The sequence below is a fragment of the Streptomyces sp. CBMA123 genome, assembly GCF_014596465.1.
Classification (GTDB): domain Bacteria; phylum Actinomycetota; class Actinomycetes; order Streptomycetales; family Streptomycetaceae; genus Kitasatospora.
The window spans coordinates 1-12,503 of the sequence record NZ_MECK01000159.1 but is presented as its reverse complement, the minus strand read 5'-3'; the positions used below and the strand labels follow the sequence as shown (position 1 = coordinate 12,503).

The 12,503-nt window shown below is 74.9% G+C and carries 9 protein-coding genes, 1 rRNA gene and 1 pseudogene; 10 read left to right on the top strand and 1 reads right to left on the bottom strand.

Annotated features, from left to right (window positions below; all coding sequences use genetic code 11):
* The 6 genes from rrf to BG452_RS19295 form a co-directional block, all read left to right on the top strand.
* Positions 1-99 (top strand): 5S ribosomal RNA (gene rrf / locus BG452_RS19320); the annotation flags it as partial.
* Between the two features lie 173 nt (positions 100-272).
* Positions 273-833 (top strand): RNA polymerase sigma factor, encoded by a 561-nt coding sequence (locus BG452_RS19315; RefSeq protein ID WP_188305588.1) that lies wholly within the window; start codon positions 273-275, stop codon positions 831-833.
* On the top strand, positions 830-1,645 hold the full coding sequence (locus BG452_RS19310) for a zf-HC2 domain-containing protein (RefSeq protein ID WP_188305587.1): 816 nt from the start codon (positions 830-832) through the stop codon (positions 1,643-1,645). Before BG452_RS19315 ends, BG452_RS19310 begins: the two co-directional genes overlap by 4 nt.
* 92 nt (positions 1,646-1,737) lie before the next feature.
* Positions 1,738-2,544, top strand: a complete 807-nt coding sequence (locus BG452_RS19305; protein WP_188305586.1) for an ABC transporter ATP-binding protein — start codon at positions 1,738-1,740, stop codon at positions 2,542-2,544.
* On the top strand, positions 2,541-3,947 hold the full coding sequence (locus BG452_RS19300) for a hypothetical protein (protein WP_188305585.1): 1,407 nt from the start codon (positions 2,541-2,543) through the stop codon (positions 3,945-3,947). The genes BG452_RS19305 and BG452_RS19300 overlap by 4 nt, the downstream gene beginning before the upstream one ends.
* Positions 3,944-4,516, top strand: coding sequence for a hypothetical protein (locus tag BG452_RS19295; RefSeq protein ID WP_188305584.1), 573 nt, complete (start codon positions 3,944-3,946; stop codon positions 4,514-4,516). The genes BG452_RS19300 and BG452_RS19295 overlap by 4 nt, the downstream gene beginning before the upstream one ends.
* Positions 4,517-5,116: 600 nt before the next feature.
* Here the strand turns inward: BG452_RS19295 and BG452_RS19290 are convergent.
* On the bottom strand, positions 5,117-6,547 hold the full coding sequence (locus tag BG452_RS19290; RefSeq protein WP_188305583.1) for a hydrolytic protein: 1,431 nt from the start codon (positions 6,545-6,547) through the stop codon (positions 5,117-5,119).
* Between the two features lie 227 nt (positions 6,548-6,774).
* Between BG452_RS19290 and BG452_RS19285 the strand changes: the two genes are divergently transcribed.
* The 4 genes and pseudogenes from BG452_RS19285 to BG452_RS19270 all read left to right on the top strand — a co-directional run.
* Positions 6,775-7,518: a response regulator transcription factor gene (locus BG452_RS19285; RefSeq protein ID WP_188305582.1), complete on the top strand. Its 744-nt coding sequence runs from the start codon at positions 6,775-6,777 to the stop codon at positions 7,516-7,518.
* A gap of 306 nt (positions 7,519-7,824) precedes the next feature.
* Positions 7,825-11,001, top strand: coding sequence for a DUF11 domain-containing protein (locus tag BG452_RS47150; protein ID WP_188305589.1), 3,177 nt, complete (start codon positions 7,825-7,827; stop codon positions 10,999-11,001).
* Positions 10,998-11,732, top strand: coding sequence for a DUF4255 domain-containing protein (locus BG452_RS19275; protein WP_188305581.1), 735 nt, complete (start codon positions 10,998-11,000; stop codon positions 11,730-11,732). The genes BG452_RS47150 and BG452_RS19275 overlap by 4 nt, the downstream gene beginning before the upstream one ends.
* Positions 11,729-12,503, top strand: a pseudogene (locus BG452_RS19270) (ATP-binding protein); the annotation flags it as partial. The gene BG452_RS19275 and the pseudogene BG452_RS19270, both read left to right, overlap by 4 nt.

Below are 12,503 nucleotides of genomic sequence, written 5' to 3'. Positions count from 1 at the left end.
AGGGAAACGCCCGGTTACATTCCGAACCCGGAAGCTAAGCCTCACAGCGCCGATGGTACTGCAGGGGGGACCCTGTGGGAGAGTAGGACGCCGCCGAACAATTCTTCAGAAAAGGCCCACCCGGGTTTCCGGGTGGGCCTTTTCGCGTTTCGGCCCGCATTGTGGCCGGCGCTTTCGCGGGTGGCCCGCGTCTTCACGAAGGGGGCCCCTGGGCTGTGACGCAGGTCACGTCGGATGCAGAACCTGCGCGCCGGATCGGGCGTCTGGCTGGTGTGAGATCACGCAGGAGAGCACTGGACGAGCTGGACGAGGAACGTCTCCTCCGGCTGGTGGCCAGGGGCGACCGCGGGGCGTTCGACGAGTTGTACCGCCGGACGTCGCCGTGGCTGGCGGTGCGGTTGCGCCGCCGCTGCTCGGACGAGCAGATCGTCGCCGAGGTCATGCAGGAGACCTATCTCGCGGTGTGGCGCGCGGCCGGCGCGTTCGCCGGGAGCGCGGTGGGCGGTTCGGCCGTCGGATGGCTGTGGACGATCGCGGCGCGCCGTCTGGTCGACGCGTTCCGGCGTCGTGCCCACCACGCCGAGCCGCCGGTCGCCGCCGCCGAACGGGCGGTGGTGCCCGCCGCGGAGGAGGAGGCGCTCGCGGGGACGGTCGGCGGTGACGTCGGCGACGCGCTGCGGCGGCTGGCGCCGGAACTCCGCGAGGTACTGCAGGCCACGGTGCTCGACGGCCTCTCCGTCCGGGAGACTGCCGTGCTGCTCAGACTGCCCGAGGGCACGGTCAAGACCCGCGCCCGCCGGGCCCGGATCGCGATGCGGGAGGCGCTGGCATGAGGGAGGAACACGCGTCGAGGCGGTTGATCGACGACTACGCCCGGGGTGACGCCACGATGGCGGCGGACACGGTGTGGGCCTTGGAGGCCCACCTGGAGACGTGCGCGTCGTGCCGGAGCCTGCTGGCTGCCTCGGTGGCCGCCGAGGCGCCCGAGGTCTCGGCGCTGCTGGAGACCGTCCGGGCGGGCCTGGAGCCGCAGTTGGACGCGGCTGTCCGGGCGCCCGCGCGGCGCCGCAGTCCGCGGTGGGTGTCGGCCTGGCTGACCCCGGTGATGGCGCCGTGGCTGGCGATGACCGCCGCCGTCATCCTGGCGGCGCTGCTGCTGGACGCGGCCGCGCCGGCGACGCTGCTGGGCGGTGCCTCGCCGGTGTCCCTGGTGGCGCCCGTGCTGCCGCTGTTCGGTGTCGCCGCGGCCTGGTCGCGCGCGCTGGACCCGGCGCACGAGTTGACGGCCTCGACCGCCCGGGCGGGACTGCCCCTGCTGCTCAGGCGCACCACGGCGGTGCTCGCCGTGGTCCTGCCCGGGCTGCTGCTGACGGGGTGGCTGACCGGGACCATGACGGTCGCCCAGTGGCTGCTGCCCTCGCTGGCCTTCACCTCCGCCGCCCTGGCGCTGGGCAGTGTGATCGGGGTGACCCGGGCCGCCGTCGGGCTGGCGGCCGCCTGGGGCGTCGCCGTGGTGGTGCCCACGGGGGCCACCGGACAGGTGCCGCTCGCCGTGCAGTCGGGCGGGCTGCCCGGGTGGGGACTGCTGCTTGTGCTCGCCGTCGGCGCCGTGATCGTCCGCCGAAACGCCTTTTCGACGCTCTGAAACGCCACCAGGCGCTGCGACGAGGCGCCTGCCTGACCGCTGTGAAACGCACCGCTGTGAAACGACCATCGACCCTCGAAAGGGGCCGCCGCATGGCGCCCATGACGAGCGCGGCCGAGACCGCGCCGAAGACCTACGCCTGGGAGATCCGGGCCAGTGACCTGAGAGTGCGGGTCGGCCGGAAGAAGATGGCCGTCGACGGACTGGACCTCTCCCTGGGCATCGGTGCCCATGGCCTGCTGGGGCCCAACGGGGCGGGCAAGACCAGCCTGATCCGGGCCCTGGCGACGGTGCTGCGGCCGGCCGGGGGCGAGCTGGAGCTGCTCGGCGCCTCGGTGGGCGGGCTGGGCGACCACCGGGCGCTGCGTCGCCGGATCGGCTACCTGCCGCAGGACTTCGGCTACTACAAGCGCTTCACGGTGCGTGAGTTCGTCGAGTACATGGCCTGGCTGAAGGAGGTGCCGAAGGCGGACGTCCCGGCGGCCGTCCAACGGGCGGTGGAACGGGTGGGCCTGGCGGACCGGGCCGACCACCGGATGAAGACCCTCTCCGGCGGCATGGTCCGGCGGGCCGGCATCGCCCAGGCGATCGTCAACGACCCCGCGGTGCTGCTGCTGGACGAGCCGACGGCCGGCCTGGACCCGGCGCAGCGGCTGCGCTTCCGCGAACTGCTGCAGGAACTGGGCCGGGACACCTGCGTGGTCGTCTCCACCCACCTGGTGGAGGACGTCGCGGCGGCCTGTTCCGACGTGGTGCTGTTCGCGGACGGCCGGCTGGTCTTCCAGGGCACTCCGGACGACCTGGCCGCGGCCGGCGGCAGCGAGTACCCGGGCGACAGCCCGCTGGAGCGCGGCTACTCGGCCCTGCTCCGTGACTCCGGGCAGGGGGGCAACTGGTGAACGGGCGTGTGCTGGGCATCGAACTGCGGCGTTCCGCCGCCCCGTGGGCCGGGCTGGTCGTCCTGGCCGGCAGCCTGGCGGTCTTCTTCCTGATCGACGGGATCTGGTGGAGGGGCGATGCGGGGTGGACGGCGCAGTGGACCTCCATGGCGCTGTGGACGCGCCACTTCCTCGCCTTCTGGTGGCCGTTGGCCGTCGGCTTCGGGGCGGTGTACGGGCTGCGCGACTCCCGCTCGCGGATGGGTGAACTGCTGAGCAGTACGCCGCGCCCGGCCTGGCGGCGCGCGGCGGTGCCGGCCGGTGCGCTCGCGCTCGCGCTGGCGGCGGGCTTCGGCCTCGTCGTCCTGGTGGGAGGGGTCGAGGTGGCGCTGGGCCGGACCACCTACACGCCGCTCGGCTGGCTGCCGATCTCGCTGGTGGCGATCCTGGGCCTGGTCGCGGGCGCCGTGTTCGGCATGGGGGTCGCACGGGCCCTGCCGTCCGTGCTCACCCCGCCGGCTCTGACCCTGGGCTTCCTGGTGCTGACGGCCTTCCTCTCGCCGAACAGCGACGGTCTGCAGCCCTCGGGCCGCACCTCGAACCGGCTCATCCAGCTGTCCCTGGCGACCGCGGACCCGAGGCAGATGCTGCTGACCCTCTCCGGGGCCGTCCACCTCGGCCAGACGCTCTGGCTGCTGGGCCTGCTGGGCCTGCTGGGCACGGGCTTCGCCCTGCTGTCGACGGTGACCCACCGGGGCCGGGCGCTCGCCGTGGTGCCCGTGCTGGTCGGTACGGCCCTGGCGCTGCTGGTCCTCCCGGGCGCCCCGCGCGACAGCTACGTGGTCGACCGGGCCGCCGCCGCCCCGGTCTGCGACGGGCCGGTCTGCCTGACCCGGGCGAACGCCGGGCGCCTGCCCGAGCTCGCCCCGCGCGGCAAGGAGGCGCTGAAGGTGCTGCACGACGTCCTGGGCGACCAGGCGCCGACGGTGATCCGGGAGAACACCGAGCTGCGCGCGATCAGCGATGACCGCCCGCTCTCCGGTGACGTGGTGCTGGTCGACTTCGACGAACGGCTGCTCACCGACGCGACCGGCGATGCGCTGACCCGCGCGCTGATCGCTCAGGGGCTGGCCCCGAACTGCCGGGCGAGCAACGACCGGGAGGGCGGCGGGCGCGGTGACGTCCCCGTCCAGAGCATCGCGGTGAGCTGGGCGCTGCACGACGCGAAGCTCCAGCCGCTCGCCGACAAGGGCAGCGACCCGTACTCGCTCAAAATCTGGGCGGACGCCGACGCCGCCTGGGAGCGGCTGACGGCGGCACCGCCGGCCGAGCAGCGCTCGCGGATCGCCGCGCTGCATGCCGCGATGCTCTCCTGCTCCGGCCACGGTCAGCTTCCGGTGCTGGCGGGGGAGGCGGCGCGATGAGGTGGCTGGTCCTGTACGCCCGGTCCCGGCAGGTGCCGCTCTCGGCGGCCGCGGTCGCGCTCGTCACGGTGGCGCTGTGGGCCCTCGACGATCCGGAGCCGGGTGTGATGTACCTGGGGACGGCGGCCCTGGTCCTCGCCGTGAACGTGGTGGCCGCCTCGATCGGGCTCGGCGGGCAGGACATCGTGCTGGAGCGGACGGCCGCGATCCGGTGGGCGCCCCGCCGGGCCGCGCACGTGCTGTTGATCGGAGCGGTCGCGGGCCCGGCGCTGCTGGCGGTCCAGGCGGGGGGAGTGACACTCGCCCCCGCCGGGTTCGTCGTCCGGGACGGGGCGGGCCTGGTGGGCCTGGCCGCGCTCGGGGCGGCGCTGTTCGGGGCGCAGCTCGCCTGGGTCCTGCCGACCGGCTGGCTCGCGGTCACCCTCCTCGTCCCGCCTCCGGGCGGCGCGGTGGGGGAGGTGCTCCACTGGATGGTCTTCTCGCCGGGTACGGATCTGTCCACCGGGATGCCGTGGGCCCTGCTGGTGATCGGTACCGCGGTGTACGCCGTGGCGGGGCCGCGCCGATAGCGGTCAACTCGGCTGGGCCACAACTGAATCGACGAACCGTTGAGCACCGCCCCACGAGGGCGGTGCTCAACGGCTTTCCCGGCACCCGCCGATGGGGCGGGGAACGATGGTGCGGCCGGGTTTCCGGCAGACCGCCCGTTCGGTCGGTGTGGGCGCCGTGGCGGTGGTTTGTCTCCCTCTTGTGGCGATTCGGTGGGTATACGGGCTCAGAGGGGCCACGAGGGACGGATCGGTGCCGGGTTGCTGGTGTACTGAGTACGCGTCAGTAACGTGCGCGACGGGCAGGCCCGAGGGCCCGTTGGGGACGGACCGTCTGCCCCGGGGGGCCGCCGGGGCTTCCCCGGGAGGGCACGTGCCCCGTATTGATACGGTTCGAACGGGTTGTCGGCCGGTGTGCGCATCGGCCGAGGTGGCCGTCGGGTTTGACATGGTCACAGGGCGTGAGAGGAGATGGGGAGGAGCAAGATCGCTGGGGGCGGACGGGGTGATCCCGGGGGAAGGGCCCGTTGACACCATTGGTGCGCCGGGTGCACCTTTCCGGTCCGGTTGCCCCCGAGGCGGGGAGGACAGCCCGCCTCGGGGGCAACCGGACCGGTTCCCCTACCTGCTGATGTCGCTCAACGTTCCGCTGATGTTGAGGAGTTCGTGACACGTGGGTGCCTGCTTGCCCGAGGCCGGAGTGCCCGGGGACTCGCAGGTCACGTTCGCCGTCACTGCCTGGTCCTCGGGGACCTGGATGGGAGTCACCCAGTGGTAGTCCTGGTTGCGGAAGGTCTCCAGGGCGATCGTCGTGATCGTCTGCTTGCCGGCCATGATGGTCACCACTCCCTGGTCGCCCTGGAAGTTGGCCACCACGAGGTCGGTGATGTCGAAGACCTTGCCGTGCGGCACCTGGTAACTGCCGGTGGTCGCGGCACCGTTGGCGGTCTGCACGTCGATCGTGGCGGAGCTCTGCCGACCGGTGCCCGGCTCGGCCGCGCCCGGACCGGGGGCCCGGCCACCGGTGCTCGGCTGTCCGGCGCCGGGCTTGGTCTGGCCGCCGGGGTTCCCGCCGGAGGCGGCCGTCGGTGCCCCGCCGGGTGCGCCGGGGGTAGCGGCCGGGGCCGGAGTGGCGCTCTGCTGGGCGACGGCCTGCTCGGCGGCCTGCTTGGCGGAGCTGCGCACCGCCGGGCGGACCAGGGCGAACCAGGCCAGCAGCAGCGCGATCAGCGCCGCCAGCAGGGCCAGCAGCCACTTGGGGAAGATCGGCAGTTGGAGGAACTCGCCCTCCAGTACCGGGCGTTGGACGACGCCGGGGGCTTCGGTGCTCCGGTCGTCGGTGCCCTTCCCGTCCTTGCCGCCGCCCTCGTTGCCCTTTCCGTCCGGGCCCTTCCCGTTCGCCCCCTTGCCGTCCGGGCGCTTCCCGTCCGGGCCCTGGCCGGCGGTGCCCTGCTCCGGGCCCACCGTCACCTCGAACGGCCAGGAGGCCGGCTTGCCGAACCAGATCAGCTTGCGGGCCCGCGCCTGCAAGCGCAGTTCGCCGGACTCGCCGGGCGCCAGTTGCAGTCGCTCCGGGGTGGCCCGGAACCGCAGGTCCTCACCGGCCTGTCCGGGGGTGAGCACCACTGTGGTGGGGGCGTTGCCGAGGTTGCGCGCCGAGGCGCGGTAGCGGCCGCGCAGCCAGCCGCGGCGGCGGCGGGGCGCGAGAGCGGCCTGGAGCTCGTGGAACGGCGTCACGGTGACCGTGGTCTCCGGGACCGTCACCAGCTCGGGGCGCTCGGTCGGCAGGACCCGGATGCCGAGCGGGAAGTCGCCGGCCCGGGCGGCGGGCGAGCGGGGAGGGGCGAGGCGCACCGTCACCGTCTCGGACGTCCCCGGGAAGAGCGACACCCGGGCCGGTTCGACCGTCGTCCACGCGGCGCAGTCGCCGACCACCTCCAGCGTGTACGCCTCGACGATGTCGAGGTCGTTGCGCACCGTCAGGGTCGTGGTGGCCACGCCACCGGGCGCCACCGTCAGCGCGGGCAGGCCGAGTTCGGCGGATGTGGTCATGGTGTGACGGTAGGTCCGGAGGACCGTCCGCGGAGAGGGCCGTACGGGCAAGCCGTGGGCACACCCCTTGCCCGAGCGGACCGACCGACCCTGCCCGGTGCCGTCGCGCCACACCGCGCGACCCGGGCCCCGTACCGACCAGACCCTCGACCGGGCGCACGGCCGGCTCCGCTCCGCGGGGCCCCGGCCGCGACCGCCGCAGGTCCACTGGAGAATTGGAGTGTTCGATGACGTCGACCGAGGCATCCCGCAGGGAAGCCGTCACCACCCGGCAGCTGCCGCCGGTCCCGCCGTCCGGCATCGCCCGCCCGGCCGGAGCGCGGATCCCCGTCCAAGGGCGCGGCCGGCCCACCCAGATACCCGTCGCGGTGTACGCCGAGGACCTCATCCTGCAGACCGGAGTGGTCCAACAGCTGCGCCAGCGGCCCGAGGTGGAACTCCTCAGCGAGGCCGACGCGGGCCGGGCCGAGGTCTCCCTGCTGGTGGTGGACGCCCTGACCGAGGCGGTCGTCGACCACCTGCGCCGGCTGCGGCTCGCCACCTCGGGCCGGATCGGCCTGGTGGTCGGCCAGTTCGAGGCCGGCGGACTTCAGGCCATCGTCGAGCACGGGGTCGCCGCCGTGCTGCGCCGCTCGGACGCGGACCAGGACCGGCTGGTGCACCTGATCACCGCGCTGGCCAACGGCGAGGGCGTGATGCCCGGCGACCTGCTCGGTGAGCTGCTCGACCGGATCGGGATACTCCAGCGCACCATGCTGGACGGCCGCGGCCTGACGCTGTCGACCCTGACGGCCCGGGAGGCGGAGATGCTCCGGCTGGTCGCCGAGGGCTTCGACACCAGTGAGATCGCGGCCAAGACCTCCTACTCGGAACGCACCGTCAAGAACGTGCTGCACGAGATCATCACGAGGCTGGGGCTGCGCAACCGGGCCCACGCGGTGGGCTACGCGATGCGGCGCGGGCTGATCTGACGGGGCCGGCCGGAGGGGGTGGTGCGTCCCCGCGGATCCGGCCGGAGAGGGCAGCAGGCACGGCCGTCCCGGAGCGGGCGGCGAGCCACGGCGCGGACGGCCGTCCCCAACGCCCGCGACCGTGGCGGCCTGCCCTTTGCGGACACCGCCCGTTACCCCCGGCTCGGGTGCCCGGGCCCTGTTCCCGGGCACCCGGGCCGGTGAGACTACGGGGGAGACCGCCCCTGCCACCCTGTGAGGTCGAGCGTGACCGGCGCCCCCGCCACTCCCCGCTCCGTCCGGCGGCCGGCCCGGGCCGCCGTCGCGATGCTGCTCGCGCTGGCCGCCGCCGTGCTGACCCTGGGCTCCGCCCCCGGCGAGCCGGACGGCCGCACCGCCCCGGCCGTCACCGCCGAGGACCCGGCCGCCGGACGGGTCCTGTACGCCGGCACCAACCACCGCGGCCTCGGCCGGGTGACCGGTGCGGCGACCAGCGCCCCGCTGTTCGGGCCCGGCCCGATCCACTTCGACCAGGACCCGTCCGCCCGCGGCGACGAACTGGTCTTCACCAGCCTGCGGGACGGCCCGCTGCCCCAGGTCTACCTGCGCGAGGCGAACGGCGCGGTGCGCCGGCTCACCAACGGCATGGACACCGCCCACCCCGCGCTCGCCCCGGACGGCAAGGGCGTCGTCTTCGAGGCCCTGGAGCCCACCGCCAACGGCGGTACCCAGCACGTGCTGTGGGCGGTCAACCGGGACGGCACCGGGCTGCGCCGGATCACCGACGGCGCCGCCGACGAGACCCACCCGACCGTCTCGCCCGACGGCCGGTGGGTCGCGTACGCCTGCACCGGCGAGCCCGGGCACATCCAGATCTACCTGCGGCCGTTCGCCGGCGGCGCCCCCGTCAAGGTCACCAACGTGACCAGCGGCGACGCCGTCGACCCGACCTGGAACCCGGTCAACGACGACGCGCACCGCAACCAGATCGTCTACACCTGGGACCAGGGCGACAAGGGCCGGACCCTGATGCTCACCTCGCCGACCGGCGGCGACAAGGCCTTCTTCCCCGGCACCGGCTCCACCTGGCGGTCCGGCTCCGCCTCCTGGATGGCCGACGGCAGCGGTGTCCTCTTCCTGAGCGCCGACCGGCTCCCCTCCGCGCCCCAGCCCGACCCCAACCAGCCGCCCGTGGTGAACCTCTACCGGGCGCCGACCTGCGACTGCACCGACCCCCTGCTGCTGTACAGCACCAACCGGTTGATCGCCACGCCGGCCTGGCTCGGCACCCAGGCCCAGGGCGGCCCGGTGGTCGAGCAGACCAGCGCCTCCGCCGCCAACGTCGCCGACGTCCAGGACGTCCGCCAGGACGGGACCGACCCGCGCGACCTCGGCATCAGCGTGCTCACCGAGGACCCGGCCGCCGACACCAACACCAACCCCGACCCGGGCGCCGACCCGCTCTTCCACCCCCGCCCCGGCTACGACCCCTGGTACGAACGCCAGACCTACACGCCCGACGGCCGGCAGATCGTGGTGACCCGCTACGAGGACTCCCCGGCCGGTCGGATCCAGCGGATCTGGCGGGCCGACGCCGACGGCTCCAACCCGCAGCCGATTAACCTCGCCGGCCGCGGCCCGACCGACCGGGACACCGACCCGTCGCTCTCCCCGGACGGCAAGCTCATGGTGTTCAGCCGCAGCACCCCGGGCAGCGACCGAACCCCGGCCCGGCCCGGCCGGATCGTGATCGCCGACGTCGCCACCGGCGCCGTCGTCGGCACCGTCCAGCCGCCCGCCGAGCAGCCGGGCGCCTCCGACGGCGAACCCTTCTGGTCCCCCGACGGCAAGCTGATCGCCTTCTCCCGGACCGCCGTGATCAACGGCAACCCCGGCAACCTGCACATCTGGACGGTCGCCGCCACCGACCTCACCCGGCAGACCGACCTCAGCCGGACCGCCTGCCCGGGCAGCTGCAACGTCATCGACGACAGCCCGGTGTTCTCGCCCGACGGCCGGCGCATCGCCTTCAACCGCAAGGCCGGCGACGGCGGCAACAACCACCGGGACGCCCTGCTGGTCACCACGCCCACCGGCGCCGGCTGCACGGTGCTGCTGCCCGCCGGACACACCGACGACAAGGGCGCCTGCACCCGGCCGCTGCCCGACACCTCCACCACCGGCCCGTACCAGCCCCGCGACGTCGCCTGGACGCCCGACGGCGGGAAGCTGGTGCTCACCGCCCGGCGGGCCCTGCCGCCCAACTCCCCGGAGGGGCTCGGCACCTACGACCTCGCCAGCGGCAAGCTCACCCCGCTGGACTGGCGACTGCCCGGACGCCAGAAGGAACCGGCCGTCCAGCAGTCCGTCCACCTGGCGCTGAGCGCGCCGCCGCGCACCCCGGCCGTCCAGGTCGACGGTGGCACCGACGTCACCGTCACCGTCACCAACCACGGCCCCGCGCCCTCGCCCGGCACCGTCCTCACCGCCTCCGTACCGACCGGCGCCCGGCTCGGCGGGCTCCGCACGCCCGTCGGGACGTGCGACGCCGGCGCGCTGCGCTGCGAACTCGGCACCCTGGCACCGGGAGCCGAAGTCCGGGTGACCGCCACCCTGATCGGCACCCGGACCGGTGACCAGCCCTTCGGCTGGAGCGTCACCGGAGCGGTCGTCGACCCGAACCCGGAGAACGGCTCCGCCGAGACGGTCCTGCCGGTGCTGGCGCCCTCGCCGACGCCGACCCCGACGCCCACCCCGACGCCCACCCCGACGCCCACCGCCTCGCCGAGCCCGACGCCGACGCCGACCCCGAATCCGACGACCCCCACGCCGCCCCCGGCACCGGCCCCCGCACCGCCGCAGGCCGGCCCCACCATCACGGTCGGCGCCCAGCCCAACCCGGGCTACGTCGGCGGCCACGTGACCGTCAGCTACACCGTGCGCAACACCGGCCAGGCCCTCGCCACCGGGCTGCGGCTCACCCTCGGCCTGCCCGCCGGGGTGCCCACCGAGCCGCTGCCCCCCGGCTGCCGGGCCGGCGGCTGCGCGCTGGCCGACCTGGCCCCCGGCCGCAGCCAGGTGATCCGGGTGGTGCTGTCGCCCGTGGCCGTGCTGGACACCACCATCACCGCCGAGCTGACCACCACCGGCACCGACGCCACCCCCGGACCGCACCGGGCGAGCACCCCGCTGCGGATCCTCCAGCCCCGCATCGTCGCCGTGCCGCCGATCGGCAAGCCCGGCTTCGTGACCTCCGTGCGCGGCCTGGACTTCCCGCCCGGCGCACCCGTCCGGTTCACCTGGCAGCCCGGCATCACCGCCGACGCGGCCCCCACCTACCCCAAGGCCGACGGCACCTTCGCGGGCCAGCTGCTGATCCTCCCCAAGGACGAGACCGGCCCGCGCATCATCACGGCCGACGGCCCGGGGTTCTCTCCGGTGACCACGCCGTTCCTGGTCGTCGAGGGCAGCATCGGCCCGCCGGGGGAGGTGGAGCGCCGGTGATCCACGAGGTCGATGAGGCGCTGCGGCTGCTGCTCGCCGAGGCCGGGCTGACGGAGCGCGGGGTCGAGGTGGTCTTCGACGCGCCCACCCGGGACCTCGCGGCCCGGCGCACCGCGCCGACGGTCAGCGTCTTCCTCTACGGCATCCGCGAGGAGACCGGCCGCCGGCAGGCCGGCGGCGTCGCCGAGCACGACGCCGAGGGCGTGGTGGTCGGCCGCCGGGCCGCGCCGCGCTGGTTCGAGCTGGCCTACCTGGTCACCGTCTGGACCAACCGCCCGCAGGACGAACACCGGCTGCTCGCCGAGGTGCTGCAGTGCCTGACCGCCGTCGACGCGCTGCCCGCCCGGCTGCTCACCGGCACGCTCGCCCGGCTCGGACTGACCGTCGAACTGGACATCGCTGGGCGCGACACCGGCCTGCCGTCGGTGTCCGACATCTGGTCCGCGCTCGGCGGGGAACTGCGCCCCTCGATCGACCTCAGGGCGCTCGCGCCGCTGGCCGGCGCCCTCGACCCGGCCGGACCGCCCGTCACCGAAGGCCTGGTGGTGCACACCAGGGACACGAACAGGGACACCGACATGGACAGCACCGGGGACGCCGTGCCGCCCGCCGACGGCCCCGGCCGCCGGCTGCGCTACCGCGGCGCCACCGACCCCGGGCCGAACGGCTTCGCCGCGCCCCGCGACCGCGAGCTGCCGCCCGGCCGCCGCACCCGGGGCGGGAAGCGATGAGCCCAGAGCTCGGGGCGGTGCTCGACGGGGCACCGCCCGGCGCCGACCACGTCCGCGCACCCGACCACCTGTGGGAGCGGCTGCACCGGGTCGAACAGCGGGTCCGCACCGCCGTGCGGGAGCGCCGGGCCGAGGACCCGGACCCGGACGACCCGTACCGCGGCCAGTACCTCGGCCCGGAGGCGGTGGAACGCATCCTGGCCTCCGCCGCCGCCACCGGCCGCAGCGGTACGGCCGTCCAGGACGAGCCCGCCCCGCCGCCCGGCTCACGGCTCGCCCGGCTCGGCGCCGCCTTCGGGCTGCTCCCGGTGGACCTCGACCTCCTGCTGGTCGCCCTCGCCCCCGAGCTCGACACCCGCTTCGAACAGCTCTACGGCTACCTCAACGACGACCTGACCCGGCGCCGGGCGACCGTCGGACTGGCCCTCGAACTGTGCGGACTGCCGGGCGCCGGCGCCGGCCGCTTCCGGTTCGCCGGGCGGGCCCCGCTGATCGCCGGCGGCCTGCTGGAGATCGCCGAGCCCGAGCGCCCGCTGCTCTCCCGCACCCTGCGGGTGCCGGACCGGGTGACGGCCCACCTGCTCGGCGACGACGAACCGGACGACGCGCTCGCCGGGCTGGCCCGCCGTGCCCTCCCCACCACGGAGGCCGGGGAGACCGTCGACCGGCTGCGCGCGGCCGCGACCGGCGCCGGACCGGTCTACCTGCTCGACCGGGACGGGCACGCCGGCCCGCTGGCCGTCGCCGCGCTCGCCGCCGACGGCCGTCCGC

Coding starts and splice junctions, on each gene's coding strand:
- BG452_RS19310 (WP_188305587.1), top strand. CDS start 830: ATGAGGGAGGAACACGCGTCGAGGCGGTTGATCGACGACTACGCCCGG.
- BG452_RS19305 (WP_188305586.1), top strand. CDS start 1,738: ATGGCGCCCATGACGAGCGCGGCCGAGACCGCGCCGAAGACCTACGCC.
- BG452_RS19295 (WP_188305584.1), top strand. CDS start 3,944: ATGAGGTGGCTGGTCCTGTACGCCCGGTCCCGGCAGGTGCCGCTCTCG.
- BG452_RS19290 (WP_188305583.1), bottom strand. CDS start 6,547: ATGACCACATCCGCCGAACTCGGCCTGCCCGCGCTGACGGTGGCGCCC.
- BG452_RS19285 (WP_188305582.1), top strand. CDS start 6,775: ATGACGTCGACCGAGGCATCCCGCAGGGAAGCCGTCACCACCCGGCAG.
- BG452_RS47150 (WP_188305589.1), top strand. CDS start 7,825: ATGCTGCTCGCGCTGGCCGCCGCCGTGCTGACCCTGGGCTCCGCCCCC.